The following is a 20,777-nucleotide window of genomic DNA, read 5'->3' as shown; positions in this document are numbered from 1 at the left end:
CCGCGTCAGAATGATTCTATCGCAAAGGATCGTTGTGCTGTCGTTCCTGCAAGAGACAAATGCAGCGGGGTAAATGCTGCGGCGGGCGCTGATTCCTTTGAACCTTCGACCTGCGTTTCCAGCTGCCAATCGGACTATCCCGCACCCATTGCCTGGTCCCAATGCTGTCGGAACTCCTGCAACTGAAACTCCGCATACCACGACGGACATCGCTGATCCTCACGCCGAGATAAATCCCGCCAACTGATCCGATGATGCCAGAGTTTCTAGGCAACGCAACGTGCAGGCTACTGCACTACCGCACCGTCGACCGATTGCCGTCTCGTCTCCGTGCCTTCGTGCCTTCGTGCCTCTGTGAGAGACTGCAAACCATTCCGTCTCACGGAGGCACCAAGGCACGGAGAATCAATATTGATTTAAGTAAAGCAATCCATGACGGACCGCCGGTCTGAATCGAAGACCAGCCCTCGTTTCGTATGCTTGGTTGGTGTGGAGGATTTATCCGACCAAGCATGACGCGTTCTCCTTTTGATTCGGTCGGATAAATCCTCCACACCAACAAGTGGCGTCGCGCGAAATTTGATTCGGCTGGGCATTCCACGTCGTCAAGCGATTCGCCACACACGCAGCCGCAAGGGACCTTGGCGCATATCCAAGACCATCGCCAGCGGTGTGGGGTGTGGCGATCAAGCGGAATCGAGCAAGCCAGGCCCCAACGCACGGTGTGAGGTGGCCCCCAAAACCCAGGCCACCTCACTGATCCGCGCGACGGCACTTTGACAAGAGGCTTCCTTACCATCACGAAGAACTTGAGAGAGGAACGCCCACAGGACGATCGAGGTGGTGTAGGTGCGTCCGAACAGACCGCCACGTCGCTCAAATGCACTGCCGATGCGATGTTCGCTGAGGATGTCAACAAACGGCAAGCCTGCGCAGTGCAGAAATCCTGCCATGGCATCGGCAAAAGTGAAGTTGCCTTGTGATGGCGAACTGGAACAAGATGCCATAAGAAAACCCTCCCTGGTCTCACTGTTGTGCAGGCAGTGACCGGGGAGGGCTCCAAAAGTGTGAGACCTAGGAGGGTTTCACCACAAGATGAATCATCCTGCGTCGGGAATTTTAAGCAAAAAGACCGACTTGCAGATAGACTCGTTCCGCGTCCACCGAAAAATACTCGCCAATGACTGTGCCATTCGTGCCTGGCACCAGTTAGAAACCGCCACCGCCGAGGGATTGGTAGGCGTTGACGATCGCGGAAAGTTGCTCCCGCTTGATATCGATGAGCAACATCTTGGCTTCCATCAGTTCACGCTGGGCCAGCAGCACTTCGACGTATTCGGCACGTGCGTTCTGGAACAACTTTGAAGCGCTGTCGACCGAGGCTTCAAGCGATTCCAACTGCTCCTTCTTGATTTCAATGCTACGGCGGTAATTCTCAATTTTGGTGATGTGATTGACCACTTCAATGTGCGCCGTGAGCACGGTCTTCTGGTATTCGTAGATGCTCTGCAACTGAGCTGCGTTCGCACTACTGTAGTCCGCCTTGATTGCTCTCTTGTTAATCAATGGCCCAACCAACTCACCCGCCAGACTGTAAATCAGAGACTCCGGAGTTCGAAACAAATATCCGGTACTGAAAGCACTCCAGCCAAGACCACCGCTGAGTGTCAGCGAAGGATAGAAACGCGCCCGAGCCACTTGCACGTCAAGCCCAGCCGCCGCGATGTTTCGCTCTGCCTGACGAATGTCGGCTCGGTTCTGAAGCAACTGCGACGGAACACCCGCACTCAATGCGTTTAGGTTCAGGTCGACGTACTCCACAGAAATCCGCTCCACCGGTTGTGGAAATCGCCCCACAAGGAAATTGATCCTGTTTTCGACTTCCACAATCTCTTGCCCGATAATGGACTTTTCACTCTGGTTCTTGCGAACCTCAGCCTGGAATCGCTGCACAGCCAGTTCGGTGCCACGGCCGGCTTCCTTCTTTGCGTTGGCAATCTTCAAACTTTGCTGTTGGATCTCGATGGTTTTATCCAGTGTCAACATCCTATTGTCGAGTGCCAATAACTCGTAGTAACTCTCGGCAACTTCGGCGACCAGACGCGTCACGATATAGGTCCGCCCCTCTTGCGTGCCCAAGTAACGCATCGCAGCGGCACTTTGCGCATTGCGCAACCTCTTCCAAATGTCGAGTTCCCAAGAGACATTGCTGGCAACCAGGAAATCGGGAAGCGGATCGGGAAAGGCCTTGCCCGGAGCGACTTCAAGTTGGTCTTCAACCGCACCTGCACGCGTGTGACGCCCAGGTTTTTCCAGCCCGGCACCCGCCCCAAGTGTGACGAACGGACGGTATTCACCACTCCGCGCGTAGGTCTCGTTGCGGGCGATCTGAATTTCCTCTGCCAAGATCTTGAGTTCTTGATTGCCGACCAGAGCTTGCGTGATCAAGCCGAGCAGGTAAGGGTCATCAAAAAACGCAGCCTGCGATAGCTGAGCCGAATTTTCCAACGGAGTGATCCCAAACTCCATGCTCGTGAGTCCGAAATCGAGATCAACAGAATCATCCGTCAAAGTCGCGGGCTCCGCATCCTCTGGTGAAACTTCAATCAGCTCGCCAGGCTCCTCGACACTTGGATTCGCGATGTCCTGATTTAGATTGTCAACCTGACTCGGTTGGGCGAAGCTGGCGGCTTTGATGAAACTCGCAAAACGACTCTCGTCCTTGGCGTCTGTCGCGTCGACGCCATCATCGCCAACAACCGGTGCTAAAGCAGCATCGTCACCATCTTCATCGTTCAAATGGGTTGCAACGACATCTTGGTCAGCAGCTTTCAAATCTACGGTTGCCGTTGAATGACTTTCGTTGGCTGCATCAACCGACTCATCAACACCACTGGCATTGAAGTACTCGGAACCATTGTTCCAGTTGTAGCTTCCTGGCATCTCCGCACCTCGCTGCGCACAGCGAAGACCTGGTATTCCACAACCCGGCATCATCAACAGAGAGCCGCAAATCATCGCTGCCAAGTAGGCACGCTTTTTCGACTTTACATGCAAAGCCATTGAGAGTTGGTTGTTCATACTCATCCTTGATGAACTAGCGTTTCCGGCATCCTGCCGAACGGTAAGTGAAAATCGGTACTGCGGCGATTGGGACAATCTGCAACGAACCGACCAATTCGCTGTCTGTTAAACCAGGCTTTCAATCCAGTTTTTCAGTTATCGTCTGCACGGTTATCGGCAATCCAAGAGTTGGTGGGCTCGTGCCGAGTGTGCGGACATTTGCAGATCGGCTGTTCCGAATCGGTAGGTTATGCCGGTAATCCGGGGACAACGGTCGCCGGGGATCAACCGTCCAAATCATGCCCTAGACCACCTACGACACTCCCCGGCCCGCCGCCGGGACCAATTCGATGATCAACGCGCCATTCGACGCTCTGATCAATGGTCACGCTCAAAAATTTCGCTCAACGGTTGATCATGCTCATCCCGAATCAGGCTGCGACCGTCAGCAAACTTGGCAAAAATGTAGTACAGACCGGGTATCACCAGGACTCCTACCAACGTTCCCAACAACATCCCGCCAACTGCCGTGGTTCCGATGGTTCTGTTTCCAATGGCCCCCGGTCCCGTGGCGCGAACCAGTGGAATCAGACCTGCGATAAAGGCAAAGGAGGTCATCAAAATCGGTCGGAACCGCAACCTGCCCCCTTCGATCCCCGCCTGTGCAATACTCAATCCTTCTTGACGCCGTTGGACCGCGAATTCGATGATCAAAATCGCATTTTTACCCAACAATCCGACCAGCATCACCAACCCGATCTGGCAGTAAACATCGTTGGCCAACCCCATGGATTTGAGGAAAAAGAACGACCCAAAGATCCCGACCGGTAGCGACGTGATCACAGCCAGCGGCAGGACAAAACTTTCGTATTGCCCCACCAAGACCATGTAAACAAAAACGACCACGATTAAAAAGATATAGACCGCCGTGTTCCCAGCCTTTGCTTCGTCATAGGCAAGTCCCCGCCAGTCAATGTCAAAACCATTGGGCAATGTCTCTGCAGCAACTTCTTTAATCGCCGCGATGGCTTCACCGCTGCTATACCCCTTTGCCGGTGCCCCTTGAATCGGTGCGGTGGGATACAAGTTGTACCGACTGATCTCGTTCAGCCCCTGCTTCTTTTCAATCTTCATAAACGCAGAGTACGGAACCATCTCACCGCTGTCGTTTTTCACGAACATGTTGTCCAAGTCTTCCGGGTACCGCCGAAATTCTGGCGCCGCTTGGACATAGACTTTGTAGAACTGGCCGAATCGGACAAAGCCCTGCTCCCAGGTACTACCAACCACGATGGAGAGATTGTCCATGGCGTCACGGATCGACACTCCCTTTTGCATCGCAACGTCATTGTCGATGATGATTTCGTATTGCGGATAGTTGGACGCGAAGAACGTGAACAGCCCCTTGAGTTCTTTGCGTTTCCCCAACGCCTCCATGAACTTATCCGTCTCTTCACCGAGCGCTTTGTAATCCCCACTGTTTGTTTTATCGAGCAGGTTGACCGAGAATCCGCCGGCAGCACCGAACCCGGGAACCGCTGGTGGTTCAAAGAACTCGAGTTTCACATTGGAGATCTCAGTCCCTTTCTCCTCCAATGCTTCAATAATCTCCTTCGACGTCAACTCGCGGTCTGCCCAAGGTTTCAAGTTGATGATACAGGTTCCCGCATTGGACCCCCGACCTTCAGTCAGCACTTCGTATCCGGCAATGGAAGAGACCGAAGTGATCTCGTCCATCTGTTTGCAAATCGCTTGCAACTCATGGCATTTGTCGTTGGTGTACTCCAGCGTGGATCCGGGAGGCGTCTGAACGATGCCATAAATCATTCCTTGGTCTTCCAGCGGAATAAAGCCGGTCGGCAGCACTTTGTTGACAACCAAAATCCCATATCCGAATGCCGCGATCACAACCATCGTCAGCACACGACGGGAGATGATGCGACTGAGGATTGCGGCGTATCCGCCGGTCACCTTTTCAACCCCCTTGTCGAATACTCGCAAGAACATTCCGATCGGCCCACGTTTCTTCTCGCTTCCATCACTCCCTGAAAACATCGCCCGGAACGACAGAATCGCGAGCAACGCGACAACCCCGACGATGCCCCACAACCGAGTCTCGGTGAGAGGAAACTGCTCGTTGACCAACTCGTGGACGAACTCGTTGTGCAGCAAGTAATAGGCGCCCGCCGCGACCGCCAAGCCGAGCAGGACACAAAGCAAACCGCGTAAGATGAAGGCGGATTGGCCTGCGATTTTGACAAGCCCGCGATTCACCATGCCGACCAATCCGCGTTGCTCTTTTTCGCTCGAGAGTGGCTTCAAAATCATCGCACACAGCACCGGCGTGAGCGAAAGAGCCACCACGCCAGAAATCACGATCGACATGGCCATGGTCAGGGCAAACTGGCGGTAAAAAACGCCGACCGGCCCGGTCATAAAAGTCACAGGAATAAAGACCGCAGTCATCACCAGCGTGATCGCGATGATCGCACCGCTGATCTCCTGAACCACCTCCTGAGTCGCCTTGTAGGGACCGAGGTGTTTGGTGTGCATCTTTTCGTGCACCGCTTCGACCACCACGATCGCATCGTCGACCACCACCCCGATCGCCAGCACCAATGCAAACAACGTGATCAGGTTGATCGACATCCCAAACATCAGCATGAAAAAGAAGGTCCCGATGAGCGATACCGGAACCGCCAGCGTTGGGATCAAGGTGCTGCGAAAGTCACCGAGGAACAGATAGACGACCAGCGAAACCAAAATGAACGCTTCGAACAGCGTGTGGAGAACTTTTTCAATCGAGGCGTCTAGAAAGTTTGAGACGTCATAGGTGACCGCATAGTCCATCCCGGGCGGAAACGATTCTTTCTTAATCTGCTCGACTTTCTCTTTAACTCTCTTGATCACCTCCGCGGCGTTGGACCCGGGCGTTTGCTTCAGCACGATCGCCGCCGAGGGCAGACGATCAATATCCGAATAGAGATCGTAAAACGAAGATCCCAACGTGACGTTCGCCACGTCGCCCAACCGCAGAATCTCACCTTCGGGATTAGCCCGCAGAATGATCTTTTTGTACTCCTCCGGAGTCTTGTAACGTCCCACCCACGTCAAAACGTACTCAAGCGTTTGCGAGGTTTGCCCAGTTGCTTGGCCGAGTCGTCCCGGTGATCCGATCATGCTCTGTTCATCGAGCGCCTTCATCACGTCTTCGGCATCGACTTCATAGGCTCGCATCCGGTCAAGATCCAACTCGACCCGCATCGCGTAAGAACGGTTACCGAGAATCGTTGCCCGGCCGACGCCGGGAATCCGTTTAATCTCGTTCAGAACATTAACGGTCGCGTAGTTGTAGAGAAAGTTCTGGTCGACGTTTGGTTCGTTACTGAACACATTCACATACATCAACATACTCGTCATGTTCTGCATGACGATGATCCCTTCCCGCTCCACGATCGGAGGCAGGTTGTTCTTGACCATTTGAACCCGGTTATTGACGTTCATCACCGCCACATTCGGATCCGTTCCCGGTTCAAAAACGATCTGAATCGTTCCCTCACCAGCACTCGTAGCGTCACCCATCATGTAACGCATGTTCGGAACGCCATTGATCGCCTGTTCCAAAATGACCATCGTCGAATCGATCAAGATTTTGGCGCTGGCCCCTGGATAGGAAACCGAGACTCGCACACTTGGTGGCGCGACCGAGGGGAACTGCGAAATCGGCAGGACGTTGATGGCCAAACCGCCCATGAACAGGATCAGCAGCGAGATGACGATGGCCAATGCCGGCCGGTGCAGGAACTTTGCAAACATGATGTAGGATGACCGACCGATCTGGTAAGAGAAATCGTTCTGTGCTGGTTGGGGAAGAAAACTATTCGGCGTGGTATTTCAGGTTGGACAGGACTTCCTCGGGATCGCGAAACTCGTAATCCACTTTGTCACCGTCACGAACTTGCCGGATACCTTCAAGCACGATCTTGTCATTCACACCCAGCCCGCTTTCGATCACATAGATGTCGGGCTGCTCGTTTTGGATGACGATCTCACGCTGATGCACAATGCCGTCTTCATCGACTACATAAGCGTACTTTTTCGCCAGAATCTCATACGTCGCTCGCTGCGGAATCACAATCGCGTTTTCTGACACGCGGTTGATCAGGATCGTGCCCGTCTGGCCGTGGCGTAGCAGAGCATCGGGGTTGGGAAAGTCCGCTCGGAAAGCAATGTTGCCGGTTTCGTTATTGAAGTCCGCTTCGATCGCACCGATCTTTCCCGCTTGAGAAAATTTCTTGTGGTTCGCCAACACGAGCTCAATGTCCAAGTTGTCTTGGTTTTGCCCTCCCTTGGTCGCTTCGATGTACTCCAGATAACGAGCCTCGGGCACATTGAAATACACCCACATGGTGCTGTTGTCTGACAGCGTCGTCAGCATTGCGCCCTCTTCGATCAGACTACCCTGCTGTTCGTGCAATCGGTCGACGATGCCGTCAAACGGCGCTCTGATATCGGCGAAGTTGACTTCCGCTTGCGCCAACTGCACCTGCGCCTCAGCCTTGGCCAATTTGGCCTTGGCCAATTTCAGTTCCTGCGACGAGACAATGTTCTGCTGCACCAATTTCTCGGTGTTGTCGTATTCAACTTGCGCGAGTTGTGCTTCGGCTGAATCCGCATCCCGCTTGGCTTGGTACAGTGTCGGCAGCAGGTTGAACATCACGTCGCCCTCTGACACCGTCTGACCTTCGCGGACACCAACGGTTTGCAAATACCCTCGCTCCAACGCACGGATTTCAATGTGCCGGCAGGAATGGATTTGGCAGACGTACTGTTGGGTTAGGGTGACATCTTTGGCGACGGGACTGGTCACCAAAATCTTGTGTTGCGCGTGGTGTTGCCCCCCGGCGTGTTCCCCACCGGCATGTTCACCGCCAGCGTGCCCCTGCGGCTGGTGACCTCCCTCGGCGTGCGTGTCGGCCGAGTGCGACTGCTCGGACTTTTTGCCAAGAGTTTCAGAGATCTTTTCGTAGGCTGGCAGAGAAAGGGAAGCGACCGCGACGACCGCGGCTAGAAGTACTTTGATTCGCATTGGATGTGAGTTCCCAAAGAGTGCCTCAGAGTCGGAGGCGGGAGTGCAAAATGTGTCTGGAGGGGGGGCTCGGCGGGCGAACCGTCACACGACGGCGCCCGTTTGTCCCAACAGTGTCTGCTGGACATCGACGGGCCTGGACCGGCGGTGATTGTCGAGTACGCAACACCTGTTCCAATCACCAGACACTCGCTCGCCACCGCTCGGTCAAATCGCATTTAAGACCGCAATTTGCGAGCTTTCCGCCTGATTTACATTTTCAAATGATAGCGAGCGATTTCCGGCCCCATGCCAGCGTCTGCAAACTTTGTCACAAGGCGTGCAAACGTTTGCACGGAATCGGGCTTCGGTAAGAAATACCGGGATACTACAGGCAGGCGCCCCGCCATATTGGGGGAAGGCGAATTGATCGGTGACGGTTCACTGCCAGGCCAAAAGTACTGGGTGAACCAAAGCCACGCCTGCTCTGAATTTGCGGCAAAAGGGCCCTCAAACCCATGCGACAAACGCTTCTAAATGCCGCGTCGCAAATTACTACACCCCTGTCGCAAAAATACATCAACACCCGCCACATTTACGTGAGAATTGAAACCATTCAATTCTTTTAGCGGTGTCTCATTCCGCTAAAGCTTTTCTCAGGAGTAATTCATGTCGAATGACAAAACTCGTCTTGGTTTCACACTCGTGGAGCTGCTGGTGGTGATCGCCATCATTGGCATTTTGGTTGGCTTGCTTTTGCCCGCGGTGCAAGCTGCACGCGAAGCAGCTCGGCGGATGAGTTGCAGCAACAACTTCAAACAGCTCGGGTTAGCGATCCACAATTACCACTCAGCTTACAAACGGCTACCGGCAAATGGAATCGGGACCACCTCGAATCCCAGCGCCGGCAATGCTTGGTGGGCAGCAAACACGCTCGCGAACAACCGTCGGTTAAGCACGCTTGTCGGCATCTTGCCATTCATCGAACAGCAAGGGATTTGGGAATCCATCAGCAACCCGATGGATATCGATGGCGACGGAGTGATCGACTTTCAAGCGATGGGGCCGACGCCGGACACCATCGATTACATTCCCTGGACAATGGAGATTCCTGGCTATCGATGCCCAAGTGATCCGGGAATCGGACTTCCGGCTCTAGGGCGTTCCAACTACGCGGCATGCCTGGGTGACAGCACTTGGCAAACCATGGTGGGCCCGTGGGACGGAGACTTGGTGGAGCCTGTTGCGACGGTCCGATTTGAGCGAGCTCAGGCGGGCCATCGCGGATTCTTTAAACCGCGTGACGACCGCGGCCGTTTCCGCGATTGCTTGGATGGTCTCTCCAACACGGTCGCGATGGGTGAGATTGCCACGTACCTAGGCGACAAAGACGCCCGCATGGTCTTGCCCGAAGATGGCTCAACGCTCGGCAACAATAACGGTGCGATGGATGCACTGCGTGACAACCCGGGCGTTTGCGATAGCTTTGTCAATCCCGAGCGGCCTCGGTTTTGGCTCAACAACGCCTCGCGAGACACTCGTGCACGTGGCTTTCGGTGGGCGGACTTCAAGCAAATCTTCAACAGCTGCTTTACGATCTTGCCCCCCAACGACATTTTCTGCTCGCGAAACAATGGCGACGACCTCACTGCGACGGCTCCCATGTCCAGCCGACACCAAGGCGGTGCTCATGTCCTGATGGGCGACGGTGCGGTGATTTTCATCACCGACTCCATCGAGGCCGGAAGTCGCAACCAAGGGAACGTCTGGATCAACGGAACCGGTGCAGCTGCCCCCGGCAGCCCAAGCCCCTACGGACTTTGGGGAGCCTTGGGAACTCGGGCTGGATCAGAAACGATTGAGGAACAACTCAATCAGTAAACCGATACTCCAATGCTGGAAGGGCAGATGACGTCACCGTGTCCCTTCCAGTTTTCTATTCATAGACAAAATGACTTACCTTGGACAATTCAATAGAATGAAGAAACGCAACCTTTCCCCATGGCACGTAATCGCATTGACCCTGGCTGTCTCAATCGGCGGATGCTCTGATTCAAAACCTGCATCTGTTACCGAAGGCTTAGACCAGTCGGCCATCGATGCTTACAAAGAGAAGGAGAAGCAAATCGAAATGGACGCCATGAAGGACATGGAGCTCGGCAAATAGATTCATTGTCGATTTTCCACGCGTACGCCAATGCGTGACACAGGCCGCCCCCAAATCAGAATTAAACTGGCTTGGTTGGGCGGTTTTTTTTACGACCACTCTGTTTTGAAATACGGAAATCTCGATTTGCAACGTCGGCTTTCTCTCTCTCTGATACTGCTGATCACAATTGTCACCGGATGTTCGGGCGACCCCAGCTCGGTTGATGTAGCCGCCCGGCAATCCCCAGCCGACGACACGGAAACACTCACTCGAGATGGACTGCCAATACAGCGGAACAATCCCGAGCAGCTGACCGCGGCGGCTCGCGCGAAGGCGGCAGCTGGCGACCGCCATGAAGCAGCGAGACTGCTGGCCAAAGCCGCAGTAGCTGCAAAATTCCATCCCACTTCACGCGTGGAGTTGGCGACGCGAGCCCTGCTGGACTTAGGTGACGTCTATCCCGCAATCGATTTGCTGTCCGCGGCAGTGGACGCAGAACGCGAAAACGACAAACTGCGCCGGATCCTATTCGGGCTGCTCGGCGAGGCCGGTCGAACAGACCTGATGCCCGAACACTATGAAGCCCTGATCCGCAATCGCGCGTTTGATCTGGCTGTGCTGCTCGCATCGACCGACACTTCCCAACGACTCTTTCCCGCGGAAACGATCGAAAGGTTGATCAAACGAAACCCGGATGATTACCGACTTCGACTCGGCGTTGCTCAATCACTGCGCGATGACCGCCGCTTCGCGGACGCCGAATCCATCTTACGTGAAATCATCCGGCACCATCCCAATTTCGCGCCGGCACACGCGTTACTCGGTCGGATGCCCAGTGTTCAACAGGCAACACCCCCAGAGTACACAGCGTGGTTGAACTCGGCCGCGCCACACTGTCGTGAGCAAGCCGATTTCTGGATCTCTCTGGCAGACCGTCACTTCCGATCCGCTGACTTCGCTACAGCGCTCTCGTGTTATCTGGCAGCCTCTCAAATCAATCCGAACCGAGTGATTCCTTGGACACAAATCAGCCAATCGATCCGCCAACTGCGTTCTGCCGCTGACGGGGAATTCGCGCTGACAAATCAGGACGCAGAGCGAATCATCGACTCCTGTGATCGCAGAGCTCATCTACTATTAGATCTTCGGATGCACCTGCAGCGTTTCGGTGGCAGCGTAGAACAAAGTCAGCATGCCGCGTGCGATATCGCCCGCACGCTGAATCAAATGGGACGATACTGGGAAGCCGAAGCTTGGTCCGCCATCGCGACCACTCTTCCAGAGGACAAGGATCCGGCCCTCGCCGAACTCAGGCAAACAATCACCGCCAATCTAAAACGCACTCGAAAATGGAGCTCGCTGCCTGATTTGAGCCCGCTGGACAGTTACTCGCAGCAAGCCATCACTGACACCAATCCTTCGGAGCCAAGGGACCGATCGAGCAATCAACGCTCGTTCGCCGGAAATGCGAGTGAATTGCGCTGGGCCGATGAAACTCAGACGCGAAATCTTACTGTCCCTGCTGTTCACTACCCCGACATCGCATCGGCCTTGATTCATTCGATGGGCAGCGGTGGCGGGACACTCGACTTTGATATGGACGGCTGGTCGGACCTGATCCTCCCATCGGTCGCTAGCCAGAGCGGCGAAACAAGCTCCGCGACAAACACGCTACTTCGAAATCTCAATGGCACGTTCAGCGACATCACCCACCACGCCGAATGCGGTGCCACGGGGTTCGGCCAAGGGATCGCAATCGGCGACTACAACGAAGACGGTTTTCCCGACATCTTCTTTGCAAATATCGGAGACAATCGACTGTTTCGAAACAACGGTGACGGCACATTCTGCGATGACACCCGATCGCTCGGAACGATGGCAAATCAATGGACGACCTGCGGAGCATTTGCCGACATGGACCGCGACGGCATTACCGATTTGATCGCCGTCAATTATTGTGATCTCGATTCGCCCGTCGACGAACCGTGTCGAGCCGCAGACGGGCCTGCGCCTTGCCACCCTGCCAAGTTTCCTGCTGATAGCGATCAACTGCTCTTGGGTAATGGCAAAGGACAATTCAATGAGCCGTTCGCTGATGAGATCACGCAGCTCTCGGCCGGCCGCGGACTCGGAATCCTTGCGGGAAATTTACCCGGCCATAACCAGGCCGCGTTTGTCGCCAATGACATGTCCGCCAACCACCTGTTGGAAATCACCGGCCCAGGTCTCTCTGAATTAGCCGTGCCGCTTGGCATCGCTGTCGACGGACAATCGCTCGCTCAAGCATCGATGGGAATCGCCTATGGTGACTTCGACGGTGACCTGGACCTGGATTTGTACGTCACGGGGTTCGCGCGTGAATACAACATCTACTACGAACAAACCATGCCAGGGCTGTGGGTCGACAACACGGCTGTCCAAGGCTTGATTGACTCCACTCTGATGACGGTCGGTTTCGGTACACAAGCCATCGACATGGACGCGGACGGGATTGACGAACTAGCGATCACCAATGGACACATCGCCGATTTTGGGCCTGACCATCCGCCACTCGCACAACCATTTCAATTGATGCGGCGTTCGCAACAAGCGACGTTCACCCCCGTCGACATGCCCCATGAAAACACGTACTTGGCGACGAACCACATTGGCCGCGCCCTTTGGAAAATCGACGTTGATCGCGACTTGGCAGACGATCTGGTCGTCACCCATCAGAACGCTGCCCCCGTTTTACTTGCAAATCGAACGCAAACCGCAAACCGCCGCATCGGTGTCAAGTTAATCGGCACCAATGGGTCGCGAGACGCGATTGGAGCAACGCTCACCTTCGTCGCGGATGGCCGCCAGCGCGTGATCTGGTTGATGTCCGGCGATGGCTATATGTGTAGCAATGAACGAATTCTCAAAGCAGGTATCGGATCAAGCGAGTTAGCGGAGGAGGTGACCGTGGCCTGGCCACACGGAGCCACTGAAACCTTTGGATCCCTCCGCGCCGGCAACACCTACCTTTTGGTAGAGGGCAGTGGGCAAGCGTTTGCGACCGAGTAGCCCGCCAAGTATCGCGAACATCCGTCTTGACGACAGTTGTTTCAACAAGTATTTTCGTTGCTATGGCTAAACCATCGACGAATTCTGCGCCGCCAGCAGCGAAACAATCCTTCGATTCGCTGGAACAGGAGGTCTTCTTGAACTTGTGGCGGACCTATGACCGCGTCAAGTCGCTCGAGGATGAGGTGTTCGCGGCAGTCAGCCTGTCGGCCCAGCAGTACAACGCGTTGCGTTTACTGAAATCGGTTTACCCAAATGCGATGCCAACGCTGGTTCTGGGAGGACGTTTGATCTCTCGTGCCCCAGATATGACGCGGTTGCTGGATCGTTTGGAGAAACGAGGGCTGCTAGTACGGGAGCGACGCGCGGAGAATCGCCGAGTCGTTGAAGTCCGTATCACGGACGAAGGACGCAGCCTGCTCAATCAGATTCACGATGCCGTCCAACAAAGCCATCAAAAACAGTTTGGGCACATGAGCAAGAAAGCGCTGTGCCAGCTGGCCGACTTGCTCAGGCAAGCTCGCCAGCCACACGAAGACGCCGACAACCTGTCGTTCGTCGATCAATGAGCCACGCCCGCTTCCAAAGACGTTCAACATCAATCGGAACTCGAAAATGACAAATCGTTCGTCTCCCCATGTGGTTGTCATCGGTGGCGGTCCTGCTGGGGCGACCGCTTCCACGCTGATCGCCCAACAAGGCTATCAGGTCGAACTTTTCGAACGCGAACGATTTCCTCGTTACCACATCGGCGAGTCCCTAATCCCCGAAACCTACTGGGTACTGAAGCGACTGGGCATGCTCGAGAAGATGAAGGCCAGTCAATTCATCAAGAAGTACAGTGTTCAGTTTGTCAGTCCCTCGGGCAAGCATTCCGCTCCGTTCTATTTCCACGACAACAAGCCGCATGAATGCTCACAAACCTGGCAGATCCGCCGGAGTGAGTTCGACGTCATGATGCTGAAGAACGCCGAAGAACAGGGCGTCGCCGTTCACGAAGGCATGCGTGTTCTTGACGTACTGTTCGACGAAGACCGCGCGGTCGGCGTGCAGGTAGTGGACCAATCGGGAACTCAAAAAACGATTCGAGCCGATGTGATCGTGGACGCCAGCGGACAAAGTTCCCTGCTCATCAACAAGTTCAAACTGCGTGTTCCCGACCCTGATTTGAACAAGGGTGCGCTGTGGACGTACTTCGAAGGGGCGTATCGAGACCAAGGGAAAGACGAAGGGGCCACGGTTGTCCTGAGTTTACGAGACAAGAAGGGCTGGTTCTGGTACATCCCGATGCAGGACGACGTGATGAGCATCGGTGTGGTTGCCAATTTTGATTATCTGTTCAAGGGGCGAACAAACCACGAACTCACCTTTGCCGAGGAATTGGAGAACTGCCCCGCCGTGAAAGAGCGGGTCATGCAGGGCAAACAGATTCGCCCGGTGAAAGCGACAAAAGATTACACCTACCGCGCCAGCCAAGCCGCCGGCGACGGCTGGGTGTTGGTTGGTGATGCGTTCGGCTTTCTCGATCCGCTCTACTCATCCGGAGTGCTGTTGGCCTTGAAGTCGGGAGAACTTGCAGCCGACGCGATTGTCGAAGGCTTGCAAAGCGGTGATACCTCACGGGCGCAACTCGGAAAGTGGGAAGCGGGATATGTGGAGGGAATGAACCGCATGCGTCGATTGGTTTGCGAATACTACGACGGATTCAACTTCGGCGAATTCATCCGCCGCTTCCCCCAGCATCGCGGAAGCATTACCGACCTGCTGATCGGCGACCTCTTTAAACAGGAACTCGATCCAGTATTCGACGACATCGACTCGATGAAAGTCACCAAAGCAACCTCCGAATAGTCAGCAATAAAAAAAGCCTCTCACCGCAACTCGGCAAGAGGCTTATTGATGGAGGCGGAGGGAATCGAACCCTCGTCCCGCGATGCGTCCACGACAGCGTCTACGTGTGTAGTCGGGCGGTTATGAACCAAAGGCTCGTTTCGCTTACTGCGGCGCTGCCCGACAGGCTCCGCCGCTCGCTAGCCCGAATCTTATTTGACCCACCGCGTCTCGAGCATGACGGCGGGCGATCCAGAATTGTGACGGACTTTCAGGCGACTCTGGCAGCCCCCATTAGTCCGGGCAGCCTGTAATTAGGCAGCCAGTGCTAGATTTTCATCTGCAATTAAAAATTGTGATCAGCTTTTTACGTGGCCAACTGATCAACCACGACACGCAACCATTCGCTTCCAATCATCCGGTCGAATCCAGGTCGCCCCCATAGGAATGGACAACGCCCATCCCCAAAGGTTCACTTACCATCTTAGCCGCTGGGCCGCCGGCGGCAAGTGACCAATCACTCGCGCATCCTGTTGGCAGCTCGCGTTGCGCAGGATTGATAGAAAATCCGATAGAAAATGGCTTGGTCATTTTGTCTCCAAAAATCGCCGCCCCGCATCAGCCGGCGATTTCCGTGACCACACCGCGGGGCCCGGCATTCAGAACCAGTGTGGTTCCCAGTTGGACCTGTTTCTCCCAATCGTCATGAATGTGTCCACAGACGACCAGTTTCGGGTGCTTGGCGATCACGCAGTCGCGAATGGATTGACTGCCTCGCACGCGCCGGCTGGAATCGCGGTCGACCGTATCCAGCGGCGGAGAATGTACGACCAGAACCGCGTCCTTGGGGCAACCGGCCAACAGTTGTTCGGCTTGCTGTTCATCAAAATCGTACGACCAAGCGCCAAACGGAGTGACCGGGATTCCACCTCCGACGCCCCAGAAAGAGACTCCCAGTCGCTCACATCCCTCGCCATGCAAGACCGAGGCCGACTTCCAATCTCTTGTCGCCTCACGCAGTTCCTCAACAGTTTCACCGTTTCCAGGAACCAGAATCGTCGGCTTGTCGATGCCGCTCAAGATATCCAACGTGTCAGACAATCCTTGATGGCGATTGGCAAAGTCACCGGCGCCGATCACCAAATCGACATCTTTTGCCAAGCCAAGTAGGTTTGTTGCAGCACGGCTGTCGCAGTGCAAATCGCTAAAACAAAGCAGTTTCATCAGACCAATACGAGCAAGAGGTTGATCAATGCAATCCGCATCCGAGGACTGCGGCAGAACTGACAAATTGTAGCGTTTTGAAGCGTGGGAAAATCCAAGGTCGTAGCTGATCCCGCCAGGGTTCAGACCGACTGAACCCTGGCGGGATCAGCTACAAAAAAAACGTGGTCTGAACCCTGGCGAGATCCGCTTCCCTCGGGGACAGCGCCAGTTGATGTTCCGCTGAATCATCATTTTCCGATCGCGACCAAATACTCCTGTCGCTTGCCGGACTCGTCCATCGCCGTTCGAATGTACAGCCGGTTTCCGATCGCGACGGGTGTCGCAAAGATTGATTGGCCGGTTTGAATTTGCGCCACTGCCTGGTAGCGATCTGGTGAAGCAAGCAAGATGAAGACTTCCCCGCGTTCGCTGGCGACGACCACGTGCCCACCGGCCAACAGCGGCGACGCACTGATCCCGCCCCCGAACAATCGCTGCTTCCACGTCTCTTTTCCGTCTTGCGAACGCCAACAATAGGCGACTCCGTTGTCAGCCACCGCAAACACAAAGTGCTTGATCGCCAACAGCGATTGTTCATAGCACATCACACGGTTACTCCATTGCACCGTGGCCTGACCACTGGCACTCACACACCAGGTGCCAGCGACTGGATTGCCGCCACTGACAATCGCGTACCGATCGTCCCAAACGGCGGTTCCACAGATCGCTTCGGTCGTCGTGTCGACACTCCACAGCTTGTGGCCGGTGACTGGATCATAACTACAGAATTGGTCTGCTCCGGCGATCAGCAATTGTCGCGAACCAGCGATCGTGGCAACAATTGGTGATGCAAAGTTCAGGTTTTCCGGGCGTTTGATCTTCCAAACCCGCTTGCCTGTCGCTCGTTCGAATGCATAAATCCCGCTGTCCGGCCCGTCATACTCCGCAGCAACAATCACCAAATCCTGCTCCACAATCGGGCTGGCACCGTACCCGAACTGAAACGCCGAGGGCAAAAACTGCGACACCTTGGTTTGCCATTTCTTGTGCCCGTCAGGTGACAGAGCGGTCAACACAATCGAGTCATCGGTGTGAAAACAGGCGAATAGCAGGTCGCCATCAAATGCCATCGACGGAGATGCGTATGAATTATTGGGATGAATCTGAGCCGGCAACGTACCGCGATGCAGCACCCACTGGTCAGTCAGCTGACCGGAATCCAATTTCAGTCTCAACACCGACTGTGTCCCCGCACTGGCGTCGGCTGTCGTCAAGAAAATCCCCAGCGGCGTAAAGATCGGAGTCGAATGGCCCCGTCCAGGCAGCTTGGTCTTCCAAGCAATGTTCTCGCCCGTCGCCATGTCCCATTGCGTCGGTAACGATGCATCGTCTCCGGCATGGTTGTTGGCATCCGGGCCGCGCCACTGTGGCCACGGTCCTAACGCAGGATCTGCTGCGGACAACAAACTGGGGATCAACACACAGGTTGCCAGGAATGCAACAACGGTTGACGATGGACGCAAAGTGGTTGGTTTGTTCATGACAACTGATGGAAAAAAGATCATTCCCAGCCAAGACGCCTCTCTCGACCGGCGCAACGCCGACACCGAATTTCATGCTCCGCGCAGTCTGGCGGTGAAGAAACGTTTACAATCCGTCGCTGGGTTCAATTCAATTAGGGTAACGGACGAAGGACGATACAGCGTATGCGAGCGGGAATTGTTGGGGTCGGATTTATGGGTTGGATTCACTATCTGGCCTACCAGCGAAGTAATCAAGCTGAATTGGTCGCGTTTTGCAGCCGCGACGCAGGCAAACGCGGTGGCGATTGGACTGGAATTCAAGGCAACTTTGGACCTCCAGGTGAACAGATCGACGTCTCCCAACTCTCGGTGTTTGACTCGCTTGACGCAATGCTAGAAGACGATTCGATCGAATTGATCGACATTTGTCTGCCACCAAGTTTGCATGCCGAGGCGATCGAAAAGTCCCTCGCCGCCGGTAAGAAGGTGTTGTGCGAAAAACCGCTGGCGTTGACGGCTGATGATGCAAATCGGCTTGCCGCAATGGGACAACCAGGCGATGTGATGGTGGCCCACGTACTGCCCTTCATGCCGGAATTCGAGCTGCTGGTACAGGCCGCAAATGATGGTCGCTATGGCCGGCCGATCGCCGGCCGATTCAAACGAACCATTTCACCGCCCGATTGGATCCCCGATTTTTATGACCCGACGAGTGTTGGAGGTCCGCTGATTGATTTGCATGTCCACGACGCGCATCTGATCCGAATTCTGTTCGGTATGCCTGACTCAGTCCAATCGAGCTGCATTCGCCACAGTGGCGTGCCAAAGTTTTACGAAACGCTATTTCGGTATTCGGACGGTCGCCCCGTTTCAGCTGGTGGAGGCGTGATCGATTCACCGGCACGCGGATTCACCCATGGCTACGAGGTCTCGTTTGAAAAGGCAACCATCCAGTTTGAATTCGCAGCCTACAGCGACGAGACGACTGCCACGATTCCGTTGGTCATCCTGCACCAAGACGGCACCGTCGAGCGTCCCGAACTGGGCGATGGCGATCCCATTTCCAGCTTTGTCAAAGAGATCGACGCCGCCGCGGAGTCGCTGCGCAGCGGAACGGTCTCTCCACTGCTAGATGGCAAACTAGCCGCAGACGCCATCCAAATTTGCCAATGGCAAAGCGAATAAAGAAATCCACACCGTTGGAGTTCACGCTGCAGCGTGCCAGACGAAGTGCGGAGTAGTCGATCTCGCTCAAGATCCCTTCACTCCAGGATTTATCCGACCGGTTTTCGTTCCCGCAGCAACGCCACTCCAGTCGGATAAATCCGCCACACCGCGCCACTCGCGCATGGCTGCGATTCAACGTTCTCGCGGAACGACCAACGTCGGCTCGGCAAACGGTTGCTGCATCGTGCCAGGCAATTGCCAAACCCGTTTGCCGTCGGAATCGGAAAAATACAGCCGACTCTCACTCAATTCCGTCGGATCCCCGTCGGCCCAAAACGCATAGAACGGGTCTTTGGCGCGAAGTGGACGGCGCGCATAATTGTGATTGCGGGGGCTGGATTGTGTGACGGGCCGCTCCACTGACCAAGTCGCCCCCTGATCCTCACTGTGCCAAAGCACCATTTCACCGCCACCATGATAGGGCTGGGGGCCGGCTGCCGAAGGGACCAGAACGCGCCAATGGGCTGGCTGCAAATACAAACTGCCCATGTCATAGTTGTGGTCAGTGGCGCATAGCGTGGAGGTTTGCCAAGCGAGACCGTCCCATCGCGTCAAACAAAATTCACGTGGATCATTGGGTGGCCCCGGTTCGTGCCCCGCGCTGGTAACGTACAGCAACACGGGGTTTCCATCGTTATCAAATCCCATGTCTTTTAAATACACGTTCCGCCGCTTGGAGGCATAGTCAATCACCCGTGCCGGCGATTCGACTTCTGTCAGCGGAATCGTCAGTGGTTGGCCATCGACGGTGGTCCATGTCCGCCCTTGGTCAGACGTTTGCAAATAGTACAAATCGGTCCGCTGATCGACGTTGCCGTTAGGATGGCGATTGAAGAACGTGCCGACTACATCTCCATGCGAAGCACTGGTTTGATAGTGCCCGCCTCGATTGTCGCCGGCCTCTCGAATTCCCGCCAGCTTTTGATCTTTGGACCATTCGATCCCATCCTTGCTTTGTTCCCAATACAACTCCCGCACCCCGGTGTACTTTGTGAACAAGTGCAGGAACCCACGATCACGGTTGTAATGCGGCTGCGGATACGTCATCTCTTCGGTTGTGATCAACTCAAACGAATCGATACTCCACGGCTGGGTGCTTCTGTATTTAAACCCGGGTCTGGCCCGAGCGCGTCCGCTGACAAAGACCCATAAAAAACCATCCTTGTCGATCGCCAGACTGGGGTTATCGTGCGGGTCGTTGACCGTCTGTTTGTCATGCACCACCACCGGCTGCGGAACCTGGTGGGTACGGTGGTCGTAATAAGAGATCATGCACAACAGATGCCGTTCTTTGGCGTTCGTTGTGCCGCCATAAACAAAGAACGTCTTGTCGGCTTGCTCACTGTAGATCGCCAGCGGCGTGTGCTTTGCGGTGTAAGTCCCCAGCCCACCCGAATACTTGTCGCCATAGGGGAAGACGGGTTCACGCGAGGCTGGAAGATAGGCTTGCTGCACTGATCCCTTGCCATAAAACTGCCCCAAAGTGAACCAGATGCCTTTGTACCCCGGAACCCGCTGACCACTCAGGTCAGCGTCCTGTCCAAACGCAGTCCCAACCGACGCCAACACCAATACCAACCAAACCATCAGCATCATTCGATCTCCAATATAGCCGACGCAATTCAGTGGGCAGCAAAGCCACACCGCCGCAGTGGATCTTGTT

At 55.0% G+C, this 20,777-nt stretch carries 13 protein-coding genes and 1 other RNA gene; 6 read left to right on the top strand and 8 right to left on the bottom strand.

What is annotated here, in order from left to right:
- Window positions 1-686 precede the first annotated feature (686 nt).
- The 4 genes from NHH03_RS17050 to NHH03_RS17035 all read right to left on the bottom strand — a co-directional run bounded on the left by NHH03_RS17050 (window position 687) and on the right by NHH03_RS17035 (window position 8,152).
- Complete coding sequence (locus NHH03_RS17050; protein ID WP_253158192.1) at window positions 687-1,007, bottom strand: hypothetical protein; 321 nt, start codon at window positions 1,005-1,007, stop codon at window positions 687-689.
- Window positions 1,008-1,209: 202 nt separating this feature from the next.
- On the bottom strand, window positions 1,210-3,063 hold the full coding sequence (locus NHH03_RS17045) for a TolC family protein (RefSeq protein WP_253158191.1): 1,854 nt from the start codon (window positions 3,061-3,063) through the stop codon (window positions 1,210-1,212).
- A gap of 378 nt (window positions 3,064-3,441) precedes the next feature.
- Complete coding sequence (locus NHH03_RS17040; protein WP_253158190.1) at window positions 3,442-6,879, bottom strand: efflux RND transporter permease subunit; 3,438 nt, start codon at window positions 6,877-6,879, stop codon at window positions 3,442-3,444.
- Between the two features lie 61 nt (window positions 6,880-6,940).
- Window positions 6,941-8,152, bottom strand: a complete 1,212-nt coding sequence (locus NHH03_RS17035) for an efflux RND transporter periplasmic adaptor subunit (protein ID WP_253158189.1) — start codon at window positions 8,150-8,152, stop codon at window positions 6,941-6,943.
- A 648-nt stretch (window positions 8,153-8,800) separates the two neighbouring features.
- Here NHH03_RS17035 and NHH03_RS17030 point away from each other — a divergent pair.
- The 5 genes from NHH03_RS17030 (at window position 8,801) to NHH03_RS17010 (ending at window position 15,179) form a co-directional block, all read left to right on the top strand.
- Window positions 8,801-10,012, top strand: coding sequence for a DUF1559 domain-containing protein (locus NHH03_RS17030; protein ID WP_253158188.1), 1,212 nt, complete (start codon window positions 8,801-8,803; stop codon window positions 10,010-10,012).
- Window positions 10,013-10,109: 97 nt separating this feature from the next.
- Window positions 10,110-10,298: a hypothetical protein gene (locus NHH03_RS17025; protein ID WP_253158187.1), complete on the top strand. Its 189-nt coding sequence runs from the start codon at window positions 10,110-10,112 to the stop codon at window positions 10,296-10,298.
- A gap of 126 nt (window positions 10,299-10,424) precedes the next feature.
- A complete protein-coding gene (locus NHH03_RS17020; protein WP_253158186.1) occupies window positions 10,425-13,328 on the top strand; it encodes an FG-GAP-like repeat-containing protein in 2,904 nt (967 codons plus the stop codon).
- A 62-nt stretch (window positions 13,329-13,390) separates the two neighbouring features.
- Window positions 13,391-13,897 (top strand): MarR family winged helix-turn-helix transcriptional regulator, encoded by a 507-nt coding sequence (locus tag NHH03_RS17015; RefSeq protein WP_253158185.1) that lies wholly within the window; start codon window positions 13,391-13,393, stop codon window positions 13,895-13,897.
- Between the two features lie 46 nt (window positions 13,898-13,943).
- Window positions 13,944-15,179, top strand: coding sequence for an NAD(P)/FAD-dependent oxidoreductase (locus NHH03_RS17010; RefSeq protein WP_253158184.1), 1,236 nt, complete (start codon window positions 13,944-13,946; stop codon window positions 15,177-15,179).
- Window positions 15,180-15,225: 46 nt separating this feature from the next.
- Here the strand turns inward: NHH03_RS17010 and ssrA are convergent.
- The 3 genes from ssrA to NHH03_RS16995 all read right to left on the bottom strand — a co-directional run bounded on the left by ssrA (window position 15,226) and on the right by NHH03_RS16995 (window position 17,905).
- Window positions 15,226-15,599: a transfer-messenger RNA gene (gene ssrA / locus NHH03_RS17005) on the bottom strand.
- 177 nt (window positions 15,600-15,776) lie between these two features.
- Window positions 15,777-16,382: a metallophosphoesterase family protein gene (locus tag NHH03_RS17000; protein ID WP_253158183.1), complete on the bottom strand. Its 606-nt coding sequence runs from the start codon at window positions 16,380-16,382 to the stop codon at window positions 15,777-15,779.
- 230 nt (window positions 16,383-16,612) lie between these two features.
- A complete protein-coding gene (locus NHH03_RS16995; protein ID WP_253158182.1) occupies window positions 16,613-17,905 on the bottom strand; it encodes an outer membrane protein assembly factor BamB family protein in 1,293 nt (430 codons plus the stop codon).
- A gap of 165 nt (window positions 17,906-18,070) precedes the next feature.
- On the opposite strand from NHH03_RS16995, the gene NHH03_RS16990 reads away from it, so the two are divergent.
- On the top strand, window positions 18,071-19,072 hold the full coding sequence (locus NHH03_RS16990; RefSeq protein WP_261364318.1) for a Gfo/Idh/MocA family protein: 1,002 nt from the start codon (window positions 18,071-18,073) through the stop codon (window positions 19,070-19,072).
- Window positions 19,073-19,246: 174 nt separating this feature from the next.
- Here NHH03_RS16990 and NHH03_RS16985 read toward each other — a convergent pair whose 3' ends face one another.
- Entirely contained in the window at window positions 19,247-20,710 is a 1,464-nt protein-coding gene (locus NHH03_RS16985) for a BNR-4 repeat-containing protein (protein ID WP_253158180.1), read from the bottom strand.
- Window positions 20,711-20,777 lie beyond the last annotated feature (67 nt).

The sequence above is a fragment of the Stieleria tagensis genome, assembly GCF_024129865.1.
Taxonomy (GTDB): domain Bacteria; phylum Planctomycetota; class Planctomycetia; order Pirellulales; family Pirellulaceae; genus Stieleria; species Stieleria tagensis.
This window is presented reverse-complemented; position numbering and strand designations above follow the sequence as displayed.